General features: G+C 42.0%; 28 protein-coding genes and 1 pseudogene. 24 read left to right on the top strand and 5 right to left on the bottom strand.

The genetic code is table 11. From position 1 onward, the window contains the following. Positions 1-151 precede the first annotated feature (151 nt). Positions 152-724: a 3D domain-containing protein gene (locus tag V7D18_RS15180; RefSeq protein ID WP_426155293.1), complete on the bottom strand. Its 573-nt coding sequence runs from the start codon at positions 722-724 to the stop codon at positions 152-154. Between the two features lie 265 nt (positions 725-989). Between V7D18_RS15180 and hrcA the strand changes: the two genes are divergently transcribed. The 10 genes from hrcA to thiI all read left to right on the top strand — a co-directional run bounded on the left by hrcA (position 990) and on the right by thiI (position 11,760). Then, positions 990-2,039 carry a heat-inducible transcriptional repressor HrcA gene (gene hrcA, locus V7D18_RS15175; protein WP_426155291.1) on the top strand — a complete coding sequence of 350 codons (1,050 nt, stop codon included), beginning with the start codon at positions 990-992 and terminating at the stop codon, positions 2,037-2,039. Positions 2,040-2,056: 17 nt separating this feature from the next. After that, positions 2,057-2,698: a nucleotide exchange factor GrpE gene (gene grpE / locus V7D18_RS15170; protein ID WP_426155290.1), complete on the top strand. Its 642-nt coding sequence runs from the start codon at positions 2,057-2,059 to the stop codon at positions 2,696-2,698. Between the two features lie 54 nt (positions 2,699-2,752). Continuing rightward, positions 2,753-4,618 carry a molecular chaperone DnaK gene (gene dnaK / locus V7D18_RS15165; RefSeq protein ID WP_426155289.1) on the top strand — a complete coding sequence of 622 codons (1,866 nt, stop codon included), beginning with the start codon at positions 2,753-2,755 and terminating at the stop codon, positions 4,616-4,618. A gap of 99 nt (positions 4,619-4,717) precedes the next feature. Beyond that, complete coding sequence (dnaJ, locus tag V7D18_RS15160) at positions 4,718-5,851, top strand: molecular chaperone DnaJ (RefSeq protein WP_426155287.1); 1,134 nt, start codon at positions 4,718-4,720, stop codon at positions 5,849-5,851. A gap of 38 nt (positions 5,852-5,889) precedes the next feature. Further along, positions 5,890-6,450, top strand: a complete 561-nt coding sequence (locus V7D18_RS15155) for a glucan-binding protein (RefSeq protein WP_426155285.1) — start codon at positions 5,890-5,892, stop codon at positions 6,448-6,450. A 453-nt stretch (positions 6,451-6,903) separates the two neighbouring features. Further along, on the top strand, positions 6,904-7,650 hold the full coding sequence (locus tag V7D18_RS15150; RefSeq protein ID WP_426155283.1) for a sulfite exporter TauE/SafE family protein: 747 nt from the start codon (positions 6,904-6,906) through the stop codon (positions 7,648-7,650). A 9-nt stretch (positions 7,651-7,659) separates the two neighbouring features. After that, entirely contained in the window at positions 7,660-8,622 is a 963-nt protein-coding gene (gene prmA, locus V7D18_RS15145) for a 50S ribosomal protein L11 methyltransferase (protein ID WP_426155281.1), read from the top strand. 22 nt (positions 8,623-8,644) lie between these two features. Continuing rightward, a complete protein-coding gene (locus V7D18_RS15140) occupies positions 8,645-9,385 on the top strand; it encodes a 16S rRNA (uracil(1498)-N(3))-methyltransferase (protein ID WP_426155280.1) in 741 nt (246 codons plus the stop codon). A gap of 13 nt (positions 9,386-9,398) precedes the next feature. After that, entirely contained in the window at positions 9,399-10,553 is a 1,155-nt protein-coding gene (locus V7D18_RS15135) for a cysteine desulfurase family protein (RefSeq protein WP_426155278.1), read from the top strand. 28 nt (positions 10,554-10,581) lie between these two features. Next, positions 10,582-11,760, top strand: coding sequence for a tRNA uracil 4-sulfurtransferase ThiI (gene thiI, locus V7D18_RS15130; RefSeq protein ID WP_426155276.1), 1,179 nt, complete (start codon positions 10,582-10,584; stop codon positions 11,758-11,760). A 67-nt stretch (positions 11,761-11,827) separates the two neighbouring features. Here the strand turns inward: thiI and V7D18_RS15125 are convergent, their stop codons facing one another. Beyond that, on the bottom strand, positions 11,828-12,061 hold the full coding sequence (locus V7D18_RS15125) for a PTS sugar transporter (RefSeq protein WP_104436689.1): 234 nt from the start codon (positions 12,059-12,061) through the stop codon (positions 11,828-11,830). A gap of 150 nt (positions 12,062-12,211) precedes the next feature. Here V7D18_RS15125 and mtaB point away from each other — a divergent pair, with 150 nt between their 5' ends. The 9 genes from mtaB (at position 12,212) to V7D18_RS15080 (ending at position 19,375) form a co-directional block, all read left to right on the top strand. Further along, the gene (mtaB, locus tag V7D18_RS15120) at positions 12,212-13,531 is read left to right on the top strand and encodes a tRNA (N(6)-L-threonylcarbamoyladenosine(37)-C(2))-methylthiotransferase MtaB (protein ID WP_426155274.1); all 1,320 of its coding nucleotides are present in this window, start codon (positions 12,212-12,214) and stop codon (positions 13,529-13,531) included. Positions 13,532-13,611: 80 nt separating this feature from the next. Then, positions 13,612-13,872 carry an IreB family regulatory phosphoprotein gene (locus V7D18_RS15115; protein WP_117416444.1) on the top strand — a complete coding sequence of 87 codons (261 nt, stop codon included), beginning with the start codon at positions 13,612-13,614 and terminating at the stop codon, positions 13,870-13,872. A gap of 306 nt (positions 13,873-14,178) precedes the next feature. Continuing rightward, positions 14,179-14,619, top strand: coding sequence for a Holliday junction resolvase RuvX (ruvX, locus tag V7D18_RS15110; protein WP_426155272.1), 441 nt, complete (start codon positions 14,179-14,181; stop codon positions 14,617-14,619). Continuing rightward, positions 14,609-14,890 carry a DUF1292 domain-containing protein gene (locus V7D18_RS15105; protein ID WP_426155270.1) on the top strand — a complete coding sequence of 94 codons (282 nt, stop codon included), beginning with the start codon at positions 14,609-14,611 and terminating at the stop codon, positions 14,888-14,890. The genes ruvX and V7D18_RS15105 overlap by 11 nt, the downstream gene beginning before the upstream one ends. A gap of 25 nt (positions 14,891-14,915) precedes the next feature. Next, the gene (locus tag V7D18_RS15100; RefSeq protein WP_104436685.1) at positions 14,916-15,380 is read left to right on the top strand and encodes a Fur family transcriptional regulator; all 465 of its coding nucleotides are present in this window, start codon (positions 14,916-14,918) and stop codon (positions 15,378-15,380) included. Positions 15,381-15,398: 18 nt separating this feature from the next. Then, complete coding sequence (locus V7D18_RS15095) at positions 15,399-17,066, top strand: ribonuclease J (protein ID WP_426155268.1); 1,668 nt, start codon at positions 15,399-15,401, stop codon at positions 17,064-17,066. Positions 17,067-17,091: 25 nt separating this feature from the next. After that, on the top strand, positions 17,092-17,487 hold the full coding sequence (locus V7D18_RS15090) for an endolytic transglycosylase MltG (RefSeq protein ID WP_426155267.1): 396 nt from the start codon (positions 17,092-17,094) through the stop codon (positions 17,485-17,487). After that, complete coding sequence (locus tag V7D18_RS15085) at positions 17,484-18,149, top strand: O-methyltransferase (protein ID WP_426155265.1); 666 nt, start codon at positions 17,484-17,486, stop codon at positions 18,147-18,149. Before V7D18_RS15090 ends, V7D18_RS15085 begins: the two co-directional genes overlap by 4 nt. Continuing rightward, positions 18,146-19,375 (top strand): peptidase U32 family protein, encoded by a 1,230-nt coding sequence (locus V7D18_RS15080; protein WP_426155263.1) that lies wholly within the window; start codon positions 18,146-18,148, stop codon positions 19,373-19,375. The genes V7D18_RS15085 and V7D18_RS15080 overlap by 4 nt, the downstream gene beginning before the upstream one ends. A 51-nt stretch (positions 19,376-19,426) precedes the next feature. Here V7D18_RS15080 and nrdD read toward each other — a convergent pair. Further along, positions 19,427-19,585 (bottom strand): annotated as a pseudogene (nrdD, locus tag V7D18_RS15075) (anaerobic ribonucleoside-triphosphate reductase); the annotation flags it as partial. 103 nt (positions 19,586-19,688) lie between these two features. On the opposite strand from nrdD, the gene V7D18_RS15070 reads away from it, so the two are divergent. Genes V7D18_RS15070 through V7D18_RS15060 form a run of 3 tightly spaced genes read left to right on the top strand, consistent with a single transcriptional unit; the run spans position 19,689 to position 21,969 of the window. Beyond that, on the top strand, positions 19,689-20,099 hold the full coding sequence (locus V7D18_RS15070) for a MarR family winged helix-turn-helix transcriptional regulator (RefSeq protein WP_426155261.1): 411 nt from the start codon (positions 19,689-19,691) through the stop codon (positions 20,097-20,099). A 2-nt stretch (positions 20,100-20,101) separates the two neighbouring features. Next, complete coding sequence (locus V7D18_RS15065; RefSeq protein ID WP_426155259.1) at positions 20,102-21,376, top strand: DUF6198 family protein; 1,275 nt, start codon at positions 20,102-20,104, stop codon at positions 21,374-21,376. Between the two features lie 50 nt (positions 21,377-21,426). Next, the gene (locus V7D18_RS15060; protein ID WP_426155257.1) at positions 21,427-21,969 is read left to right on the top strand and encodes a phenolic acid decarboxylase; all 543 of its coding nucleotides are present in this window, start codon (positions 21,427-21,429) and stop codon (positions 21,967-21,969) included. A 103-nt stretch (positions 21,970-22,072) separates the two neighbouring features. On the opposite strand, the gene V7D18_RS15055 is transcribed toward V7D18_RS15060, so the two are convergent. Next, entirely contained in the window at positions 22,073-23,191 is a 1,119-nt protein-coding gene (locus V7D18_RS15055) for an alpha/beta hydrolase fold domain-containing protein (RefSeq protein WP_426155255.1), read from the bottom strand. A gap of 33 nt (positions 23,192-23,224) precedes the next feature. Next, the gene (locus V7D18_RS15050; protein WP_426155253.1) at positions 23,225-23,668 is read right to left on the bottom strand and encodes a MarR family winged helix-turn-helix transcriptional regulator; all 444 of its coding nucleotides are present in this window, start codon (positions 23,666-23,668) and stop codon (positions 23,225-23,227) included. A 121-nt stretch (positions 23,669-23,789) separates the two neighbouring features. On the opposite strand from V7D18_RS15050, the gene V7D18_RS15045 reads away from it, so the two are divergent. Then, complete coding sequence (locus V7D18_RS15045; RefSeq protein ID WP_426155251.1) at positions 23,790-24,140, top strand: HXXEE domain-containing protein; 351 nt, start codon at positions 23,790-23,792, stop codon at positions 24,138-24,140. Between the two features lie 239 nt (positions 24,141-24,379). Beyond that, positions 24,380-25,201 carry a YdcF family protein gene (locus V7D18_RS15040; RefSeq protein WP_426155250.1) on the top strand — a complete coding sequence of 274 codons (822 nt, stop codon included), beginning with the start codon at positions 24,380-24,382 and terminating at the stop codon, positions 25,199-25,201. Positions 25,202-25,225: the final 24 nt, after the last annotated feature.

Below are 25,225 nucleotides of genomic sequence, written 5' to 3'. Positions count from 1 at the left end.
TAATAAATGAGGTACAAGTAATTATTTTACACTTTTTTCCATAATTGTCAAGTTTTTATAGCGATTTCGTCCCCCCATACCTTTAACTGCATAAAAAAACTGCCGGAAAGCGATTCTTCCGCTTTCCGGCAGTATATATGGATGGTTTTTATTATCTCTCTACTACAGCAAATATCTCTATAGACTGTCTTCCAAAAGCCAGAGCTTCACCGCGGCTTCCAAAATAGATATCCACTTTTTTTCCTCTGATACCGCTTCCGGTATCTTCTACAGTATAAATAACTCCGTCAATCATGACTTTTGTTCCAAGTGGCAGAACAGTAAGATCTGCAGACAGTGTGTGCAGCGGCTGTGGGATTGTGCCGGAGTAAGTCTTCTGCTGTCTTCCTGAGCTGCTGGGGCAGTAGGCTGTTGCAGAGAATATTCCGAGAGATGCGCCTCTTTCGTAAACAGGACCTGTGGGTGCTTTTTCTTCTGGCTGTGGCTGTACTTTCTTCTCTATGCCCGGTCCTACCTCGTCACTCATCGTGGCTTCGCTTGCAGTAGCAACCGTTCCGGTACTGTTCTTTTTCATTTGGTTATCCGTTTCAACACTCCAGGACTGTTGGTTAGCTGTACTTTGGCTATCAGCTGTCTGGGCAGCCATTGCAGTGGTGGATAACAGCAGAATACAAAGGAGTGTCAGAAATCCGGTGACCCGAATTCGTCTTGAAAAACTATTCATGATTTACCTCGCAATCGTGTTGTTATGGTGTATCAATTACCATTATATTACAAAAGTGTTAAAAGTCAAGAAAAAAATGTCACAGGCTTTGTAATATTTGATAGAAAATTGATATAAAATGTACATGCAGGTAACAAAAACTTCATCTAAAAATTTTCAGGAATGTATTGACAAATGTAGAAAAAAAGAATATATTATGAAAAGAAGATGTTAGCACTCCTAAACGTTGAGTGCTAACAAATATCTCTGAAAGGAGCGTGGCAGTTTGGATGATAAGGATCAGCTTGATGAGCGGAAGATCATTATTTTAAAAGCAATTATTAAGACTTATCTGGAAACAGGAGAACCGGTAGGTTCCCGTACGATTTCAAAATATACGGACTTGAATTTAAGTTCCGCCACCATCCGCAATGAGATGTCTGATCTGGAAGAGATGGGTTATATTATGCAGCCCCATACTTCTGCAGGAAGGATTCCATCCGATAAGGGATACCGCTTCTACGTGAATACAATTCTTCAGGAAAAGGAAGATGAGTTTACAGAGATTAAGGATTTAATGTTAAAGCGTGTGGACCGGGTAGAGCTTCTCCTCAAACAGGTGGCTAAGCTGCTTGCCCAGAATACCAACTATGCAGCCATGATCAGTGCGCCCCAGTATCATCATAACAAGTTAAAGTTTATCCAGCTGTCCAAGGTTGATGAGGGAAAGCTGCTTGTGGTAATTGTGGTGGAAGGCAATATCATAAAGAATACCATAATCCCTATTCGTTCGGAACTGAACGACGAAGGACTTTTGAATCTTAACATTCTTTTAAATAATGCTTTAAACGGGCTTTCAATAGAAGAAATTAACTTAGAAGTGATCAGCAGACTGAAGACCCAGGCAGGTCCCCACAGTGAAGTGGTTGACCGGGTTTTATCGGAGGTGGCGGCAGCCATAAGAGCCGATGACGAAGATCTTCAGATTTATACCAGCGGTGCAACCAACATTTTTAAATACCCTGAGTTAAGTGACGGAGAAAAAGCAAGTCAGTTAATTGGTGCGCTGGAACAGAAGGAACTTCTCCAGGAACTGGTGGATGATGTTAACAATTCGGAAAGCAGCTCCGGAATCCAGGTGTACATCGGAGATGAAGCACCTGTTCAGACGATGAAGGACTGCAGCATTGTCACCGCTAACTATGAACTTGGGGAAGGCTTAAGAGGAACCATCGGCATTATCGGCCCCAAGCGAATGGATTATGAAAAGGTACTCAATACGCTGAGGAACTTAATGACCCAGCTGGATACCATTTTGAAAAAAGATGAAAGGTGAAGGGTAGAATATTGAGCATGGAAGATGTGAAAGCAGATGAGAATCTGGCAGAAGAAACGGTGAATCAGGAAGATGCCGTTTCCTCTGAGAAAGAGATAAAAGAAACTTGCGGCTGTAATGAAGAAGCTTCACAGGAATCAGATGAGATGACAGAGTCTGAGGATGCTGCAAAAGAAGAACCGGGTAAAAAAGGCTTCTTCGGTAAAAAGAAAGAAAAGAAGGATCCAAAGGACGAGAAGATAGAGGAACTCACAGACCGTCTTCAAAGATCCATGGCTGAATTTGATAATTTTAGAAAACGCACCGAAAAAGAAAAATCTGCCATGTTTGAAATCGGGGCAAAGGACATCATAGAGAGAATCCTTCCCATAGTTGATAATTTCGAACGGGGCCTCGCAGCAATTCCGGAAGAAGAAAAGGAATCACCCTTCGCCGACGGAATGGAGAAGATCTATAAACAGCTGATGAAAACACTGGAAGAGGCAGGGGTTAAGCCGATAGAAGCGGTTGGAATGCCCTTTGACCCAAACTACCACAATGCGGTTATGCATGTGGAAGATGATTCTCTTGGTGAGAACGTAGTTTCCCAGGAGCTTCAAAAAGGTTACACCTATCGGGATACCGTGGTAAGACACTCCATGGTTCAGGTAGCTAATTAATAAAATAAATCAGAAACTCTCACAATTTTGTTTATAAAATAGGAGGAAAAAACTATGGGTAAGATCATTGGAATTGACTTAGGAACAACAAACAGCTGTGTAGCCGTTATGGAAGGCGGTAAGCCAGTTGTTATCCCTAACAGCGAAGGTGTAAGAACAACACCGTCTGTTGTTGCATTTACTAAAAACGGAGAAAGACTGGTTGGTGAACCTGCAAAACGTCAGGCAGTAACCAATGCAGACCGCACCATCTCTTCCATCAAGAGACATATGGGAACTGATTATAAAGTAACCATCGATGGAAAGAATTACAGCCCTCAGGAAATTTCTGCCATGATTCTTCAGAAATTAAAAGCAGATGCAGAGGCTTATTTAGGAGAAAAGGTTACGGAAGCAGTTATTACCGTACCGGCTTATTTTAATGATGCACAGCGTCAGGCAACCAAGGATGCAGGAAAAATTGCAGGTCTTGATGTAAAACGTATTATCAACGAGCCGACTGCAGCAGCGCTTGCATACGGTCTTGATAATGAAAAAGAACAGAAGATCATGGTATACGATTTAGGAGGCGGTACATTCGACGTTTCCAACATTGAAATCGGTGACGGCGTTATTGAAGTACTTTCCACCAACGGCGATACCCACTTAGGCGGAGATGATTTCGACAATCGTCTGACACAGTGGATGGTGGATGAATTCAAAAAGGCAGAAGGCGTAGACTTATCCGGTGACAAGATGGCTATGCAGAGATTAAAAGAAGCTGCTGAAAAGGCAAAGAAGGAATTATCCTCTTCCACAACCACAAACATCAACTTACCTTTCATTACAGCAACAGCAGAAGGTCCGAAGCATCTGGATATGAACTTAACCAGAGCAAAATTTGACGAACTCACACTGGATTTAATCGAGCGTACCGCAGTTCCGGTACAGAGCGCTTTAAAAGACGCAGGAATGACAGCAGCAGAACTTGGAAAAGTACTTTTAGTCGGCGGATCCACCCGTATGCTGGCAGCTCAGGAGAAAGTAAAACAGCTGACAGGCAAAGAGCCTTCCAAGTCATTAAACCCGGATGAGTGTGTAGCCATCGGTGCATGCATCCAGGGCGGTAAGCTTGCAGGCGATGCAGGCGCAGGCGATATCCTTCTTCTTGACGTAACACCCCTTTCCTTATCCATCGAGACAATGGGCGGTGTGGCTACCAGACTGATCGAGAGAAATACAACAATTCCTACAAAGAAGAGCCAGGTTTTCTCTACTGCAGCAGATAATCAGACAGCAGTTGACATTCATGTCGTACAGGGCGAAAGACAGTTCGCAAGAGACAACAAGACACTCGGACAGTTCCGTCTGGATGGAATTCCACCAGCAAGAAGAGGCGTTCCTCAGATCGAGGTTACCTTTGATATTGATGCCAACGGTATTGTTAATGTTTCTGCAAAAGATCTGGGAACAGGCAAAGAGCAGCATATCACCATTACTTCCGGATCCAACATGTCTGATTCCGACATTGATAAGGCTGTAAGAGAAGCAGCTGAATATGAGGCTCAGGATAAGAAACGCAAGGAAGGCATTGATGCAAGAAACGATGCGGACTCCATGGTATTCCAGACAGAGAAAGCTCTGCAGGAAGTCGGAGATAAGATCGCAGATACAGATAAAGCAACAGTTGAGGCTGACTTAAATGCATTGAAAGAAGCGATTAACAGAGCACCACTGGAAGATATGACAGATGCCCAGATCGAAGATATTAAGGCAGGCCGTGAAAAACTGATGAACAGCGCACAGGCATTGTTTGCAAAGGTTTATGAGCAGGCACAGTCCCAGGCTGGAGCAGGAGCAGGTCCTGACATGGGAGCAGCAGGAGAAGGAGCTTCTTACCAGGACAGCGATGTTGTAGACGGAGATTATAAAGAAGTTTAATAATAAGTCGGTTGACAGGACTTTGGGGAAAGTGTTGTAGGAATACAGCACTTTTTCCGCAGGAATAAATTCCTTACAATTATGAGAGGTAGACCTAAGATGGCAGAAAGTAAAAAAGATTATTATGAAATCCTTGGCGTTTCCAAAGATGCAGATGATGCAGCACTTAAGAAGGCCTATCGCGCATTGGCTAAAAAATACCATCCGGATACGAACCCTGGAGATGCTGCCGCTGCTGAAAAATTCAAACAGGCCTCCGAAGCTTACAGTGTTTTAAGCGATCCGGATAAGAGACGTCAGTATGACCAGTTTGGTTCTGCTGCATTTGACGGAAGCGGCGGAGCAGGCGGATTTGGCGGCTTCGATTTTAATGGCTCGGATATGGGAGATATTTTCGGAGATATTTTCGGAGATATCTTTGGTGGCGGAAGAAGAAGCGCCCAGTATAACGGTCCATTAAAGGGAGCCAACTTAAGAACCAGCATCCGAATCAGTTTTGAGGAAGCGATTTTCGGTTGCGAGCGGGAGATTGAGATCAATTTTAAGGAAGAGTGTGCTTCCTGTCATGGAAGCGGCGCAAAAGCGGGAACATCTCCGGTGACCTGCTCCAAATGTAACGGAAAAGGCAAGATTATGTACACTCAGCAGTCTTTCTTTGGTCAGATACAGAATGTACAGACCTGCCCGGACTGCGGCGGTACCGGCAAGGTGATTAAGGAGAAGTGCCCGGACTGCTACGGAACAGGATACATTACCAGAAGAAAGAAAATTAAGGTTACCGTTCCGGCAGGAATTGACAACGGACAGTCTGTCCGTCTGGCGGGAGCAGGGGAACCTGGAAGCAACGGCGGAGAGAGAGGTGATCTTCTGGTTGAGGCAGTGGTATCCAATCACCCCATATTTAAACGTCAGGATACCAGCATTTTCTCCACTGTACCCATTTCCTTTGCAAAAGCGGCACTGGGTGGAACCATTCTGATAAAAACGGTAGACGGCGATGTGGAATATGAAGTAAAATCAGGAACCCAGACAGATACCAAGGTGCGCTTAAAAGGAAAGGGTGTCCCTACTCTGCGTAACCGTGCTGTCAGAGGTGATCACTATGTCACACTGGTTGTTTCAGTCCCTGAGCGCCTGACTGAGGCACAAAAAGAAGCGCTGAAGAATTTTGATGATGCGATGAACGGTAATACGGACAGTGATAAACATAAAAAGAAGGGACTTTTCAAATAAAGACTTTGAAAGTACATGTCTCAGAGAAGGGGGAAGGTATGAAAAGGGGAAGTAAAAAAATTTTATGGGCAGCGGCTTTGTCAGGGATGATGATCCTGCTGTCCATGAATGCATTGGCAGATAATGGACTGACCGCAAGAAATTTTCCGGGCTCTAATGGTTCCGGAACCACATTTGGCGGACCGGGTAATTCCAGTGAATATTTTGACTTCTGGGATGACGAGGAAGATGACGACGATGGACCGGGAAACCGAAGCGATGGAAGAGGGTGGTACTACAGCCCTGCAGGCTGGTGGTTTCAGTACAGTGACGGTACATGGCCTTCTGACTGCTGGAAATTTATAGACGGCAGATGGTATCGTTTTGATCAGGGGGGACACATGGTTACAGGCTGGTATACGGATCAGAACGGTGCAAAGTATTATTTAAATCCGGTTGATGACGGAATGCTTGGCGCCATGAGAACCGGCTGGCAGCTGATTGACAAAAAGGCATATTATTTTAACACCAAGTCTGACGGAACACTGGGCAGACTTCTTCTTAATACAGTCACACCGGATGGATATAAGGTTGGAGCTGACGGGGCATGGGTTCCGTAAGGATCTTTTTGAATAAACAAAAAACAGGAGACATTTGAGATGACTGAATCATCAGCCGTTCCAAATTTCTCCTGTTTTTCATTACAAATTCTAATTGCCTTTAGATTGTAATTTTGTAAAAAAGATTCTGTTCCGGTCCCGGACACTCAGGCGGGTGTGATGGGGTGTAATGCATCAAGGAATTTCGTTTACTTGATATGTTTTTTTTGCCCTTACATCCGGTACGGAACAAAAGTCTTTTTCATCCGTTCAATTAGTTAATGCACCAGGAAGAATTTTTATTGCAAACTTTTTAAAAAATTTTAAAAAAAATTATTTTTTTCCGGAATATAGCGGATAATGCCTGATTTTATGCGCTTGCAACCCATATCATTGTATGTTATGATATCATGTGGTTTTCCTTATGAAGGATTTTTATTCGAAAAGGAATTGACTAAAGAAAGGAAACAGACGATGGTTCAATATTTAATAGTCTGCCCTCTTGTTTTTCTGGCAGGTCTTATGGACTCCATTGCCGGCGGGGGAGGACTCATCTCGCTGCCTGCCTATCTTGCTGCAGGAATACCACCTCATCTTGCTATTGGAACCAATAAGATGGGATCTGCCATGGGGACGGTGGTTTCTACGGCACGGTTTGCAAAAAATGGTTATATTAAAGTGAAACTGTCCTTGTGTGCAGCACTTCTGGCAATGGGCGGTTCCGTAATCGGAGCCCATTTATCCATGCTTGCCAGCGAAAGAGTGTTAAAAACCATGATGTTAGTGGCATTGCCGGTTGTTGCATTCTATGTTTTGAAGAATAAAGATTTGGGAGAGCAGGAAGATAAAAAAGTAGTATCTGAGAAGAAGATGTTTCTGATCACCATGGGAGCAGCTCTTGTGATCGGATGCTATGACGGTTTTTACGGACCGGGAACTGGAACATTTCTGCTTCTTGTGCTGACCGGACTTGCAGGAATGGATATCAGAAACGCTTCCGGTACAACCAAGGTCATTAATTTGTCCTCCAATATTGCAGCTCTTACAACATTTTTAATAAATGGAAAAGTATTAATACCCCTTGGCCTTGCGGCCGGTGTATTCTGTATAGCAGGACATTATATCGGTTCGGGCCTTGTAGTGAAGAATGGGCTGAAGATTGTCCGTCCTGTTGTACTTGTGGTCCTGTTGTGTCTCTTTGTGAAAATAATAAAAGGATAGGGAATTGTTATGAAATGGAAGAAATTTACTCTTACTACAACCACGGAGGCTGTTGATTTGGTCAGCAGCATGTTTGATGAAATTGGAATTGAAGGAATTGAAATAGAAGACAATATTCCTCTTACAGAAGCGGAAACAAAGGGGATGTTTATTGATATTCTTCCGGAACTTCCGCCGGATGAAGGAATTGCAAGAGTCAGCTTTTATCTGGATCCTGACTCTGATATGGATATAGATGGGATGTTAAAAAAGGTGGAAGAGGGACTGGACGAGCTTTCCATGTTTACAGATTTAGGAGCCCGTACCATTGAGACCAGCGAGACAGAGGATAAAGACTGGATTAACAACTGGAAGCAGTATTTTAAACCATTTACAGTTGATGATATTTTAATTAAGCCAACCTGGGAGGCAATTCCTGAAGAACATAAAGACAAGCTTTTAATTGAAATCGATCCGGGAACTGCCTTTGGTACGGGGCAGCATGAGACCACTCAGCTTTGCATCCGCCAGCTGAAAAAATATGTGACGCCGGATACTCTTGTTCTTGATGTGGGAACAGGAAGCGGAATTTTGGGAATCACAGCGTTAAAGCTGGGAGCCCGGGAGGTTTTCGGAACAGATCTGGATGAAAATGCCATCGTTGCCGTAATGGAAAATATGGACTCCAATCACATTGATCCCGCCAAATTTAAAGTTTTAAAAGGTAATATCATTGATGATCAGGAAGTAAAAGAAGCTGCGGGCTTTGAAAAATACGATGTTGTAGTTGCAAACATACTGGCTGATGTAATTATCCCGTTGCAGAAAGAAGTCCCGGTTCATATGAAGAAGGGTGCCATCTTTATTACCTCCGGCATCATTAATATGAAAGAAGAAGCGGTGAAGCAGGCGTTTGCTGCCAATGATGCCTTTGAACTGGTGGAGATCACTTATCAGGGAGAGTGGGTTTCTGTGACCGTCAGAAAGAAATAGGAATGAGGAGCGTAGGTAAAGAATGTATCATTTTTTTGTGCAGCAGGATCAGATTGGAGATACCACGGTCCGGATCACAGGAACGGATGTGAATCATATAAAAAATGTCCTGCGTATGGGACCGGGAGAAGAAATCCTGCTTAGCAATGGAGTGGATAAAGATTATTTGTGTGAGATCCGGTCCATTTCATCTGATGAAGTTACGGCGGAAATATTGGAGATCCGGGAAGGCGGCTCAGAGCTGCCTGTGAAGCTTTATTTATTCCAGGGACTTCCCAAAAGCGATAAGATGGAACTGATTATACAGAAAGCCGTTGAACTGGGAGTGTACCAGATTATTCCGGTTGAAACAAAGCGTGCTGTGGTGAAGCTGGATAAAAAGAAAGAGGAGTCAAAAATCAAACGCTGGGCGGCTGTTTCAGAAAGCGCAGCCAAACAGTCCAAACGGCTTATGATTCCGGAAGTGACCGGTGTAAAAACTCTTCGTGAGGCGTTTGAATATGCAAAGGAATTTGACGTACTGTTACTTCCCTTTGAACATGCAGAAGGCATGGCGCAGACCCGGGAGATTTTTTCCTGCATAAAACCGGGGATGAAAGTCGGGATTTTTATAGGACCGGAAGGCGGATTTGAAGATGGAGAAGTGGAACTTGGAGAAACATACGGCGCCAATACAATCACACTGGGTAAGCGCATCTTACGGACGGAAACAGCGGGACTTTTTGTTCTCTCCGTACTTGCATTTCAGTTGGAAAGCGTTTAGGGAGATAATTTAAATGGAGGCATATTTTGATAATTCGGCAACGACCAAAGTTCTGGAGCCGGTAAAAGAAATTGTAATAAAAACGATGATGGAGGATTATGGAAATCCATCTTCCAAGCATAAAAGAGGACTGGATGCGGAACGGTATATCAAAGAAGCGGCTGAAACCATAGCAGGAACTTTAAAGGTGGCTGCTAAGGAGATTGTATTTACATCCGGTGGTTCCGAGTCCAACAATATGGCTATTATTGCGACCGCTATGGCCAATAAACGGGCGGGAAACCATATTATCAGCACTGGAATTGAACATGCTTCCGTATACAATCCTCTTGCCTATCTGGAAGAACAGGGATTTCGGGTAACCTATCTTTCTGTTGACGGACAGGGACATATTAACTTAGAAGAACTGGAGGAAGCAATCTGTCCCGAGACAATTCTGGTTTCCATCATGTATGTAAACAATGAAATCGGCGCCATTGAACCAGTGGAAGCCATTTCCAAAATTATAAAGAAGAAAAACCCAAATACTTTATTTCATGTTGATGCCATACAGGCTTATGGAAAGCTTTTGATCCGGCCTAAAAGCCAGGGAATTGATCTGCTTTCTGTAAGTGCTCATAAAATACATGGTCCGAAAGGAATCGGTTTTTTATACATTGACAAGCGGGTCAGGATAAGACCTATGATTTATGGCGGAGGCCAGCAGAGAGGAATGCGCTCCGGAACTGAGAATGTTCCCGGTATTGCCGGATTATCTGCTGCTGCAAACTATATGTATACCAATCACAGGGAGAAAATCCGTGGAATCATAGAGCTTAAGGATTATATGATTGACAGATTGGCAGAAATAGAGGGAGTAACCATAAACAGCTTAAAAGGAGAATTGTCGGCACCCCAGATTGTCAGCGCCAGTTTTATGGGCATCCGCAGTGAAGTTCTCCTTCATGCATTGGAAGAGAAAGAGATCTATGTATCTTCCGGGTCCGCCTGTTCCTCCAATCACCCCGCTGTCAGCGGAACCTTAAAAGGGATAGGCTTAAGACAAGAGCTTCTTGATTCCACCTTAAGATTCAGCTTCGGAATTTTTAATACAAGGGAAGAAGTGGACTACTGCATCGAAACCTTAAAGGAATTGTTACCTGTACTCAGACGGTATCAGAGAGGTTAGATGGGTTTTTACAAAGAAAGGACAACAGATGCAATATCAATCATTTTTAATTAAATATGCAGAAATCGGTGTAAAGGGAAAAAACCGTTTCTTATTTGAGGATGCCCTTGTGGCACACATTCGTCACGCTTTAAAAAGACTGGATGGAGATTTTATCGTTTCAAAGGAATCCGGACGTATCTATGCTACAGCAGAATCAGAATATGATTTTGATGAAGTTGTTGAATCGCTGAGCCGCATATTCGGGATTGCAGCGATCTGCCCCATGGTTCAGGTAGAAGATAACGGTTATGAGGATTTGAAGCAGCAGGTTTTATCTTATGTAGACCAGTATTATGAGGATAAGCATTTTACATTTAAAGTGAATGCAAGAAGAGGAAATAAACGATATCCCGTGAACTCAGAGCAGATTAACCGGGATTTGGGGGAAGTGATCCTTCATACATTCCCGGAGACGAAGGTTGATGTTCATAAGCCGGAAGTTATGCTTCATGTAGAAGTCAGAAATAAAATTAATATATATTCCAAAATCATTCCAGGACCTGGAGGAATGCCGGTAGGAACCAACGGAAAAGCCATGCTTCTGTTATCAGGAGGCATTGACAGTCCGGTAGCCGGTTATATGATTGCCAAACGAGGAGTTAAAATTGACGCGGTTTATTTCCATGCTCCGCCATACACCAGCGAACGGGCTAAGGAAAAGGTAATTGACCTTGCTAAGCTGGTATCAAGATATTCAGGACCTGTTCACCTTCATATTGTGAATTTTACTGACATTCAGCTTTATATTTATGATAAATGCCCTCACGAGGAGCTTACGATCATCATGAGACGGTATATGATGCGGATTGCCGAGCATCTGGCAGGAGAAGCTGGAGCCCAGGCACTGATTACAGGAGAAAGTATCGGCCAGGTAGCTTCTCAGACCATGCAGTCACTGGCAGCCACTGACGCAGTCTGCACAATTCCTGTATTCCGCCCGGTGATTGGCTTTGATAAACAGGAGATTGTAGATGTATCAGAAAAGATCGGAACTTACGAGACCTCAGTGCTTCCTTTTGAAGACTGCTGTACCATCTTTGTTGCAAAACATCCCGTGACGAAACCGAGCATTAAGATGATTGAGCGGTCAGAGGAAAAACTGGAAGAAAAGATTGATGAGCTGGTTGAGACGGCCATTCGCACCGTAGAAAAAGTCTGGTGTTAAAGAAAAAAATGGGGTCCGGCTCCTTTTTAAAAGGACGGATCCCATTCTGACATAGTTCTTAATCCAGTTAATCTACAATATATGGAGATAAAATGTTTAAGATTTCATCGACAGCGCTTTCGGAATGAATGTTTAAATCAATGGGCTTGGATAAATCCAGGCTGAAAATACCCATAATAGATTTTGCATCAATCACATATCTGCCGGAAACAAGATCAAAGTCTGTATCAAATTTTGTCAGATCATTTACGAAAGATTTTACTTTGTCGATGGAATTTAAAGATATACGAACTGTTTTCATGTGAAAAACCTCCTTGCGTGAGCTCTTTTATTAATCAGGGAACCGCCCCCTTTTTCACTTCAATACTACTGATTTATTGTATAAAAGTCAATGGTAATTTTACATGAAAATACTGAAAATTTAAGCATTATTTAGATAGGAGAAAATAAAATGAGAAAGGCAGCCCTGCATAACCTTGGATGCAAGGTAAATTCATATGAGACAGAAGCGATGCAGCAGCTTTTGGAAAACGCAGGCTATGAGATTGTTCCGTTTGCAGAAGGAGCAGACGTTTATATTATCAATACCTGCTCTGTTACAAACATTGCAGACCGGAAATCAAGACAGATGCTTCACCGGGCCAAGAAGATGAATCCCGGTGCAGTTGTTGTTGCAGCCGGCTGTTATGTCCAGGCAGCAGGTGAAGAGCTGAAAAAAGATGAAGCAGTGGATCTTGTGATCGGAAATAATAAGAAGACAGAGCTGGTTTCCATTCTGGAAGATTACTTTGCACAGAATAAAGTGACAGAGGAAGAAACGGTGATTGACATCAGCCATACCGCTGAATATGAGAACCTTTCCATCAGCCGGCTGGGCGATCACACAAGGGCGTTTGTGAAGGTACAGGACGGCTGTAACCAGTTTTGCAGTTATTGTATCATTCCCTTCACCAGAGGCCGTGTCAGAAGCAGAAAACCCCAGGAAGTGGTAGAAGAGATCAGAAGGCTGGCAGCCCTTGGATATGAGGAAGCTGTTTTAACCGGAATCCATTTAAGCTCTTACGGTATGGATTTTCCGGTACAGGAGCGAATCGGCCTGCTGGATTTAATTATAAAAGTACATGAGATTCCACAAATCAGACGGATCCGCCTGGGTTCTCTGGAACCAAGGATTATAACGGAAGAATTTGCAGGTACTCTTGCGGGGCTGGAAAAGATCTGCCCTCATTTTCATTTGTCATTGCAAAGCGGCTGTGATGCGACCTTAAAGCGCATGAACCGGAAATATACGACGAAAGAATATTTAAAGGGCTGTGAGCTGCTCCGCAGTGCATTTAAGAATCCTGCGATTACAACCGATATCATAGTAGGGTTTCCAGGAGAAACCAAAGAAGAGTTTGAAACAACTAGAGAGTATTTAAAAAAGCTGCAGTTTTACGAAATGCATGTGTTTAAATATTCTGTCAGGAATGGAACCAGAGCTGCAGATATGCCGGACCAGATCCCGGAATCTGTGAAGGCGGAGCGAAGCAGTGAGCTTCTTTCTCTGGAACAGGAGATGTCACTTTCCTACCGGAAATCTCATTTGGGAAGCCAGACGGAAGTGCTGATGGAAGAGGAATATGAGATGGATGGAAAGCGCTATATTATCGGTCATACGAAAGAATATATAAAAGCAGCAGTCCCATTTGAAGAAGGCATAAAAGGCACGATGGTAAAGGGAACTTTATGGAAAATGCTGACAGATGATGTTATATTTTTAAAATGTTAAGAGACAAAAATTATTTTTGTCTTGCCGAATCCATGATTATGGTTTAAAATAAAGGAGAACAGTTAAAGGACGTGAGAAACATGGGCGATATTCATAATACACAATTTTTTAAAGCAGTCCAGGAAAATAAGCTGGACGTAAGTCAGGTACTGGAACAGGTTTATATTGCCCTCACAGAAAAAGGCTATAATCCGGTTAACCAGATTGTGGGGTATATTATGTCAGGTGATCCTACCTATATCACCAGCCATAAGAATGCCAGAAGTCTGATCATGAAAGTGGAGCGGGACGAGATTCTGGAAGAACTGATGCGGGTATATATTGACACGATGTTAAAGTAATGACGCCGTTAGACGTCAGTCGGTCAGGTATCAACTCTATAAGACCTTTGCAATGCGTTACAGCTGTCAGATGAAGTGGAAAGAGGCGGAGTCTGACAGTTAGTTTTTTATCTAGTTGGCTGCGAACCAGCTTTGTTTTGTTGCACATTTTTTTCTGCGGACATACCTTTATGTCCAAAAAAGCATGGACAAGAAAGAGGAGCGTCCTGCGGACATACCTTTATGTCCAAAAAGCATGGACAAGAAAGAGGAGCGTCCTGCGGACATACCTTTATGTCCAAAAAGCATGGACAAGAAAGAGGTAATATGAGGATCATGGGACTTGATTACGGTTCTAAAACTGTGGGAGTTGCTGTTTCCGACTTACTGGGTATAACTGCCCAGGGTGTGGAGACAATTACGAGAGAAGAAGAAAATAAACTGAGAAGAACCTGTGCCCGGATTGAAGAACTGATTCAGGAATATGAGATTGAAACAATTGTTTTGGGTTATCCTAAGAATATGAATAATACGGCTGGCGACAGAGCAAAAAAGACAGAAGAATTTAAGGAAATGCTTACCCGCCGGACAGGGCTTCCTGTGATTTTGTGGGATGAGAGACTGACTACGGCCGCTTCTGAGAGAATTTTAATGGAAAGCGGTGTGAGACGGGAAAACCGGAAAGCAGTGATTGACAAGGTGGCAGCAGGACTGATTCTGCAGGGATATTTAGACAGCTTAAAACGGGAGACAGGCAATGAACAGTGAAGAAAAGAAAATTACCCTGACCAATGACGAAGGGGAAGAAATTGTTTTTTATGTTCTGGAAGAAACCAGAATTAATGGTATGAATTATCTGCTGGTAACTGATAGTGCAGATGAGGATGAAGAAGGAGAATGTTACATCTTAAAAGACTTGTCAAAGCAGAATGAAGAAGAAGCCTTGTATGAGTTTGTTGAGGATGATAACGAGATAGATTATTTATTTAAAATATTTTCCGAACTGCTTGACGGAGCGGATGTAGATATTGAAAAATGATGGTAAGTGATTGAGGGACTGTTGTATGGAACAGGAAGTTTTTAAAGATATGCTTCGAAAAAAAGGACTCAAGGTGACCAATCAGCGCATGCTGGTACTGGAACTCATGGCTGAGCGTCCGGGAGAACATCTGACTGCAGAGGAGATCTATGATCTGGCCAGACAGAGCTGTCCGGAGATAGGACTTGCCACGATTTACAGGACTGTACAGGTGCTGGTGGATTTATCAGTGATAGATAAGGTCAGCTTTGACGATGGATTCGCCCGCTATGAACTGGGGGGCTTTAATCGTGAGTCCGGACACCACCACCATCATGCCATTTGCAGCCGATGCCAAAAAGTATTTTCCTTTAAAGGCGACCTTTTAGATACTCTGGAACAGGCACTTCTTGATACAGAGGGGTTTATGGTAACAGATCATGAAGTGAAACTTCACGGGTACTGCAGGGAATGCCGGGAGAAAATGGAAGAAGATCAGGACGGGAAATAATAAAACGGAGGTAAAAGATTGAAGAAACAAGACAGCAACGCGAAAGTAAAAATCATTCCCTTAGGAGGAATGGAGCAGATTGGTATGAATATCACTGCTTTTGAATACGAGGACAGCATTATTGTTGTGGACTGCGGACTGGCATTCCCTACCGATGATATGCTTGGAATCGACCTGGTGATCCCGGATGTTTCCTATTTAAAACAGAATATAAACAAAGTTAAGGGATTTGTCATCACCCATGGACATGAGGATCATATTGGAGCCCTGCCTTATATTTTAAGGGATATTAATGTACCTGTATACGGGACAAAGCTGACGATAGGACTCATTGACAATAAGTTAAAAGAGCATAACTTATTAAAAAATACTAAGAGAAAAGTGATCAAACACGGACAGTCCATTAACCTGGGATGTTTCCGTATTGAGTTCATAAAGACGAACCACAGTATCGCCGATGCTTCCGCACTTGCAATATTCTCTCCGGCAGGCGTGATTTTACACACCGGTGATTTTAAGATTGACTATACACCTGTATTTGGAGAAATAGCTGATCTGGAGCGGTTTGCAGAGCTGGGGAAAAAGGGTGTTCTGGCTATGCTTTGTGACAGTACCAATGCAATCAGACCAGGATTTACACCATCTGAGAAGACCGTAGGAAAGTCTTTTGATAACATTTTCGCTGATCATAAGAACAACCGTATCATTGTAGCAACCTTTGCTTCCAATGTAGACAGAGTGCAGCAGGTTATCAATTCGGCTGCAAAATACGGACGTAAGGTGGTTGTGGAAGGCCGCAGTATGGTTAATGTAATTGGGACTGCAAGTGAGCTGGGATATATTAATATACCGGAAGGAACCCTGATTGATATTGACCAGCTGAAAAATTATCCGGATGAGCAGACCGTGCTCATTACTACCGGAAGTCAGGGAGAATCCATGGCAGCTCTTTCACGAATGGCAGGCAGCACCCATAAGAAGATTTCAATTAAGCCGAATGATGTGATCATTTTAAGCTCCCATCCCATCCCTGGTAACGAAAAGGCGGTTTCTAAGGTTGTGAACGAACTGTCCATGAAAGGCGCAGAGGTTATTTGTGAAGATACACATGTTTCCGGCCATGCGTGCCAGGAGGAGATAAAACTGATGTATGCCCTGGTGCGTCCCCAATACGCAATTCCGGTGCATGGAGAATTCCGTCACCTTATGGCACAGAAGAATCTGGTTGAAGCTATGGGAATTCCCAAAGAAAATATCGTCATCATGTCATCGGGAGATGTGGTGGAGCTGGGACAGGAATCCTGCAAAATCGTGGATCATGTCCAGTCCGGAGGTATCCTGGTAGACGGACTTGGCGTTGGTGATGTAGGCAATATCGTTTTAAGAGACAGACAGAATCTGGCTCAGAACGGAATTATTGTGGTAGTGCTGACTTTAGAAAAGTATTCCAATCAGCTTCTTGCAGGACCCGACATCGTTTCCAGAGGATTTGTGTATGTGAGAGAATCTGAGGATCTGATGGAAGAGGCGAGAACCATTGTGAATGATGCAGTACAGGACTGTCTGGAACGCAAGATCAACGACTGGGGTAAAATCAAGAATATCATCCGGGACAGCTTAAGCGATTTCCTCTGGAAGCGCATGAAGCGTAATCCCATGATTCTGCCGATCATTATGGAGGTTTAGGAGTAGGCGAAAGGAATGGATTGTTATGAGCCGGACAACCAATGAGATAAACAAAATAACAGGAGCGATTATTGCCATCTCTTCCAGACTTATTATTTTTGCGCTTGTTATACTGCTGCTGTATGAAGGAGTGACCAGAGGCTATGAGTTTGGGCATGAGATATTCTATGCTTCCGCTATGGAACAAAGCCCGGGGCAGGATAAGAGTATCACTGTGGAAAAAGGGGCATCAGCCGCCAAGGTGGCGAAGCTTCTAAAGGGAAGCGGCTTAATTGCCAATGAATATTCCTTTATCATTCAGGCTGAGTTCTTTGATTATAAAGTAAATCCGGGAATCTATACATTTAACACTTCCATGACCTCCAAGGAGATCCTTCAGATGATGAATGATAATACCGGGGAAAAGAAAGAGAAACAATGATTGTTAACGACAGGATAACGGAATATATTAAATCTCTGGAGACAGACCGGAACGGGTTTCTTGCGGAGATTGGAGAAAGGGCAAGAGAAAACGGGGTTCCGGTCATAAGAGAAGAGACCGCAGCCTTTTTACAGACAATGACTGCCGCCATGCAGCCTCAGGCAATTTTAGAGGTGGGAACAGCTGTTGGCTATTCTGCCCTTCTGATGGCGGAGGTCATGCCCCGTAACTGCCATATTACTACCATAGAAAAATATGAGAAGAGAATTCCGGAAGCGAAGTTTAACTTTGAAAGAGCCGGAGAAACGGATCGTATTACCCTGTACGAAGGGGATGCCGAGGAGGTATTAGAGGGGCTTAGCGGCCCCTTTGACCTTGTCTTTTTAGATGCCGCCAAGGGTCAGTATTTAGTCTGGCTTCCCAGAATTCTTGAACTTTTAAGGCCGGGCGGAATGCTGATTTCAGACAATGTTCTCCAGGACGGAGATATCATAGAATCCCGCTATGCAGTGGATCGGCGCAACCGGACCATTCACACCCGGATGCGGGAATATTTGTTTGAGTTAAAGCATTGTGACCAGCTTATTACATCGGTGGTTCCCATTGGAGACGGAATTACCGTCAGCATTCTAAAAGAGAAGTACGAGAGAGGAGTTTCATGAGAAAGACCGAACTTTTGATTCCGGCAGGCAGCCTGGATGTGTTAAAAACCGCAGTGATTTACGGTGCAGATGCTGTCTATATCGGAGGAGAAGCCTTTGGACTGCGTGCCAAGGCAAAAAACTTCACAAATGACGATATCCGGGAAGGAATTGCCTTTGCCCACGACCGTGGGGTAAAAGTCTATATCACAGCCAATATTCTGGCTCACAACGAAGATCTTTCCGGAGTAGAGGAATATTTTAACGAATTAAAAGAAATCAGACCGGATGCGGTGATTATTTCCGATCCAGGTGTATTCGCAATTGCAAAACGGGTGATTCCTGATATGGAACTTCACATCAGCACCCAGGCGAACAATACAAATTATGGAACCTATCTGTTCTGGCATCAGCTGGGGGCAAAACGTGTAGTATCAGCCAGAGAGCTTTCCCTTGCTGAGATTAAGGAAATCCGGGGGAAGATTCCGGAGGGTTTAGAAATCGAAAGCTTTATACACGGAGCCATGTGCATGTCCTATTCCGGCCGCTGCTTACTGAGCAACTATATGACGGGCAGAGATGCAAACCAGGGCGCCTGCACCCACCCCTGCAGATGGAAATATTCCATTGTAGAAGAAAAACGTCCGGGTGAGTATATGCCGGTTTATGAAAATGAGCGGGGGACTTACATCTTTAATTCCAAGGATTTGTGTATGATCGAGCATATTCCGGAGATGATGGATGCGGGGATCGACAGCTTTAAGATCGAAGGTCGTATGAAAACGGCTCTTTATGTAGCGACGGTGGCGAGAACCTACCGGAAAGCCATTGATGATTATAACAAAGATCCTGAGCTTTATAAAGCAAATATGGACTGGTACCGGTCTGAAATCGGAAAATGTACCTACAGGGAGTTTACAACCGGATTTTATTTTGGCAAGCCTGATGAAACGACTCAGATCTACGACAACAATACCTATATAAAAAATTACACCTATTTGGGAACGGTAGAGGCTGTTGATGAGAGAGGGTATGCAAGAATCGAGCAGAAGAACAAATTCACGGTGGGAGAGACCATTGAGGTCATGAAACCTGACGGGAGAAATTTGGAAGCAGCCGTTAGGGCTATTTACGATGAAGACGGAAACAGCCAGGAAAGTGCTCCCCACCCGCAGCAGATTCTTTTTGTAGAACTGAGCGCAGAATTGGAGCAATATGATATCCTTCGCAGAAGTGAAATGAAATAAAAAACAAGTGAGGAAATGAAAAGCTGGTAACTTTCATTTCCTTACTTATCTTATCTTATCCTGATCCCGGTTGCCGCAATTCGGGCATTCCCAAACTAATTTATTTGTATTTTTTTCTTCAACAATTCTGATTTCTCCGTCATATCCACAAACTTCACAATAATCACTTTTCGTATTCAATTCCGCATATATGATATTATCGTAAAGATACTAAATGATTTTCTAAATGTTCTAATTATAAAACAATAATAAAACTTGACAATTAGAAATCTAACTGTTAGAATTCAATGTGTGTAGAAAAGAGGGGAGATTTATGTACCATAAATTAATGTTGGAAAACCATACCATGTTTACAAAAAAAGTTTATGAACAGTTGGCAGACCGGGAGCTTTCATCGGGACAACCCAAGATTTTAGAATATTTATATGAACATGACGGATCGGTACAAAAGGAAATTGCACAGGCATGTGGAATTGAGCCGGCAACCGTCACCAGTCTGTTATCCCGAATGGAGAAAAATGGTATCATCGAGCGAAAAATGCAAAATGATAATCGCAGATTTTTGTATGTCTATTTAACAGAAAAAGGAAAAGAGGAAGCTGGCTATGTGAAAAAAGCATTTGATATATTGGAAGCCATTGCATTAAAAGATTTTACAAATAAAGAAAAAGAACAGTTTTTAAAATATTTGGAGCGGGTAAATAAGAACTTGAAGGAAGTATAATTTTGAACAAAAGAGAATTGGCAAAACGTTATATAGTATTTCTGATTGGATTGTATATCAATTCATTCGGTGTAAGTTTTATCACAAAGGCAAATCTGGGTACATCACCAATATCGAGTATTCCATACGTATTAAGTCTTGGATTTTGTCCAACATTAGGACATTTTACAATTATATTCAGCTTGTTATTAATCTTATTGCAGGTTGCAATACTGGGTAAAAATTTTCAGAAGGTGCAGTTATTGCAGATACCTGTATCAATTGCATTCGGATATTTTATCGATGCATCGATGAATCTATTGTCATGGCTTGAACCAGACAAATATTATTTAAAGATTGCTTCCCTGATAATTGGCTGTGTGATTTTAGGATTTGGTGTTTATCTGGAAGTGATTGCGGATGTAGTAATGCTTCCAGGTGAAGCCTTTGTCAAGGCTGTGACACAGAGATTTAAAGCTGAGTTTGGAATGGCGAAAGTATGTTTTGATGCGTCCATGACAGTAATGGCAGCAATTGTTTCCTGCTTTCTGTTTCATAAAATTAATGGAGTCCGAGAAGGAACCATTATTGCAGCTTTTATTGTCGGGCTGATCGCCAGGTCTTTTGGAAGAACACTAAGTTCATTAACAAACTGGTTATTCCCGGTAAATGCGGTTGCAGATAGAAATACTGAAAAGACAGAACAGAGTCCTCTGGTTATTACCATTGGCCGTGAGTATGGCAGCGGAGGCAGAGAGATTGGCAAGCTGGTGGCAAAGGAACTTGGGATTGCCTGTTATGACGATGAACTCATCTATCAGGTCGCAAAAGAGAATGGTTATTCAGATGAATTTGTCCGAAATAACGATCAGAAACTGACACATAGCTTTCTCTATGATTTATATACGCAAAATTATGCTTATATCAATGGGGAAGAAGGAAAATATGATGCTCTGTTTCATGCAGAAGTAAGAACAATCAAAGAAATTGCTGCAAAGGAATCCTGTGTCATTATAGGAAGACTGGCAAATTTTATTCTGGCAGACCGAAAGAATACATTCCATGTATTTATCTGTGCTGATATGAATTCTAAAAAGATACGAGTGATGAAGCGCGAAAACCTTAATGAAAAAGAAGCTGAGAAGAAAATAAAAAAAGCAGAATCTGAACGGAAAAGTTATTGTAAACATTATATGGAAAAAGAATGGGGCATGGCGAATGCTTATGACTTGTCATTAAGGGCGGATTTATTTGGAATAGATAAAACAGCAGAAATTATTCTGGAATTGTTAAAATGAATGTCATGTGTTATTTAACATAAATAATTTACATACTAGGAGGCAAATAAATGGAACTCAAAAAGAATTTTAAAGACTTGAATGATTTTATCGGAACACATTTTATTTACACATATGATAATGGCTGGGAGTATGAATGGTATGCAAAAAATGAAAATACCGTAGATTACCGCATTCATGGCGGAATGGTGGCCGGCCGATGGGTTACGGATCAAAAAGCGGATATCGTAAAATTGACAGATGGTGTTTTTAAAATCACCTGGACTGAACCTACCGGAACAGATGTAGCCTTAGACTTTATGCCAAATGAAGGAAAACTGCACGGCGTTATATTTTTCCCTAAATGGGTTCACGAGCATCCAGAAATCACAGTCTGCCATCAAAATGAGCACATTGATTTGATGGAAGAATCCAGAGTAAAATATGAAACGTATCCCAAATATATTGTTCCGGAATTTGCAAAAATAACTTATATGGGTGATGCTGGCAAAGATAATGACGATGTTATCTGTGAGGCTCCATATAAGGGAATGACAGATGATATCAGAAATGGGAAATATTATACAAAAGACTACAAACGTATAAAAAGATAATACAGTATTTTAAATTTATGGGTTTTAGAATAAGGGGCTGTCGCAGTAAGAAATTAGTGCAACAGCCCCGTTTTGGCTTTTTTATTCTACAGATACTTCTGCATTAATCGGCAAATAATTTATCAGTAATCCATGTTAATGCAGCATTGTTAACATATTGACCCTGATATCCATGTGGAGCATCAGCATTTGACATAAATATACTTTCAACACCTGCTTCTGCCAGAGCTTCTCGTAATCTCAGGCTTTGCTCTATAGGAACTAATGTGTCATGCCCACCGTGTGCGATAAAGATTGGCGGATCATCAGATGTGATATGATTGATCGGACTTGCCAGTTCAGCTAACTCGACTTTATCCCAATAAGGAGAACTGGTATCATTGGCATCTCGGATTTCCCTGAGTACTCCAATGCCTTCGCCCTCTCCGCTAAAACCGATCAATTTGGATTCATTGGAACTAGGTGCATCGTGTGTCGAAATAGCATCTTCTTTTGATTGCAGGGAAGGACTCATCTCTGGAGCCATTGTCAATAAATCGGTCGGGCCATAAAAATCAATTGCAGCAATAACAGAACTGGAGTACTCCAGATTACCGCCAACATCGCCCTCCAGAGTTTTGATATCTGAAGTAGTCGCAAGCTCGGTCGCCAGGTGTGCGCCAGCCGAAGATCCGACGATCGCAATTTTATCCGGATCAATACCGTATTCATCGGCATGAGCGCGTATATAGCGGATAGCGCCCTTTATATCATAGATCTGAGCTGGAAATGCAGCTTCAGAATTCAGCCGATAATCAACGGATACAAAGGCGATACCATTGTTTAGAATGCTTTTGAAAATTTTGTATGAAGATGCATTATCACTGGACATTTGATCTGTTGGCTGGTCTTTGCCAGAATTATCAGGCATTTTAGCAGTAGCATCTTCTGTGGATACAACATCATCACCCTGATAATCACCCTTTGCCCAGCCGCCGCCGTGAACATATACAAGAACAGGTGCTTTTTTACTGGTATCTGTTGGTGGAACGAAAACATTCATTTTTAAATCTTTTTTCGTTCCGTCATCATTTGTCACTGTATCAATAAGAACATCTCTATAGGTGGGGGACATAGAGGTTAAATCAACAGCCTCTGAGGATTTCTTTTTGATTGTGCATCCTGCTGCCAGAATGACAATAACAAAGACTAATAGAAATAGCCATTTTATATTTTTTTTCATATATTTTCTCCTTATCGTATTTTAATCAGTTATTTATAATTTGTTTTCATATTCGATCAGATTCTTCAAGGTTCTGTTTAAGAAACTTTCATAAAGTTCTGTTTCTTTCTCTGTGAAACCCTTATAAAAGATATCAGCCGTTTCATCAATGAACTTCTTGTTTAGAGCTACCAGATATTCATTTTTATTTACTATTTGAACCAATATACCGCGTTTGTCCTTATCGCTTGGTGTGAGCTTAATATGACCAGCTTTCTCTAATTTTTTCAGAGTGCTGGTTAATGTGGACTTTTTTAAATGAGTAATTCTAGAAACTTCTTTAATTGGAATATTGTCATTATTCCAAAGTAGAAACAGCATCCTTGATTGAGCGGCAGTTAACGTATCTGTTTTTGAATTTTTATGCTTTTTTGATAATATCCGATCAATCAGTGTATCAATTGAAGCAGACATAAAAATGGTGGGCCCTTTAAGCATTGTTTCATTTTCCTCCTGAATAAAGTTCTATATAGTACTATATTTGGTGATTATAGTACTATATAGAACTTTTTGCAAGAACTTTTTATTTTAGACTGAGCTGCTTACCTATGGGCATTGGATGGCTAATAATGTATTTTTTTATTATACAATATTATTAGTGGGATATATTTCTTATTTATTTTTTGGGAATAAACTGATTTTTATGGGGCTGGGTATATTATTTTGGGGGTTAATTAACTGTTTGGATCATTTGATTTATACAATCATTGATCGAAAAATATCACCGGGTTTATTTACTGGATTGTTATACCTGATAACATTTTTGTCAGGAATAAATAGACTACACGCAGAAGGAACACTTAATTTTAAACTTATAATTCTATCATTGATAACTGGAATTTTCTATGCAGTTATTCCGGTTATATTATCAATGAAGTGCTCTGGAATATTTAAACGAATTTTTATATAAATTATAATATTAAAGCTTAACAAGTCAGGAACAGTAAATATAGTAATTGCAAATCAATATGGGTAAAGGCGGATTTTTGACTCTGGCCTTTACCCATAGTTTTTTGTTCCTGCGGTCTTTTACTCTTCTCCGACTTCTTTTCCCTGGTTGTAGAAATAACTTTATTGTGGTATGCTATTAACGTATAATGCCCAGAATTTCCCTGGGTTCAGAACTTGTAGAATGGAGGCTGGTGAACCATGTGGATTTTATGGCTGATAGCTGTTTGTTGCATCATATATTATATTGTAATCGTGATTTATTCTGGTATTACCACTTCATTTTCCTTAATCTGGCTAATGTTTGCTGCAATAAGCGTATTGCTGGCAGCGGGCTGGGAAGCATATATAAAACATAAGGACAAAATTCCTTTATGGATTCCGGTATCAGTGGTCACCATGTGCTGTACTGGTATTCTGGTGTTTATGGTGGTGGAGATCCTGGTGTTTACCGGAGTTACTGTCCGTGATACGTCGAATCTGGACTACGTCATAGTGCTGGGAGCAAGAGTGAAAGAAAGTGGAATCAGCAAATCCTTAAAAAAACGACTGGATAAAGCAATCGAATATATGGATAACAATCCCGGTACCGTATTGGTGCTTTCCGGTGGTCAGGGCTCGGATGAGCCTGTCAGTGAAGCAGCGGCCATGCGGGATTATCTGGTTTATAACGGGATAAGGGATGAACAGCTGATTTTAGATATCCGGTCTTTCAGTACGGTAGAGAATATAGCATACAGCCGCGTAGCCATTGAAGAGGATCAGGCAAAGAAAAAAGCCCGGAGACTGAACAGCCCGGGAATTGTGGTTCCGGGGGCATTTGAAGAGGTACCGGATAAGCCCATAAGAGTTGGGGTACTGACCAGTGATTTTCATGTATTCCGTGCACAGCAGATCGCTAAAAAATGGGGAATTCCTGATATTTACGGAATATCCTGCGGGTCAGATCCCGTTCTATTTATACATTTTTGCGTCAGGGAATGCGCGGCTATATTAAAAGACAAATTAGTGGGCAATATGTAATTAATACAGAATTTGCAGGAGGAA

The sequence above is a fragment of the Lacrimispora sp. 38-1 genome, from assembly GCF_049890855.1.
Classification (GTDB): Bacteria; Bacillota; Clostridia; order Lachnospirales; family Lachnospiraceae; genus Lacrimispora.
The sequence above is the reverse complement of the archived record's forward strand: the minus strand, read 5'-3'. Positions and strand labels throughout refer to the sequence as shown.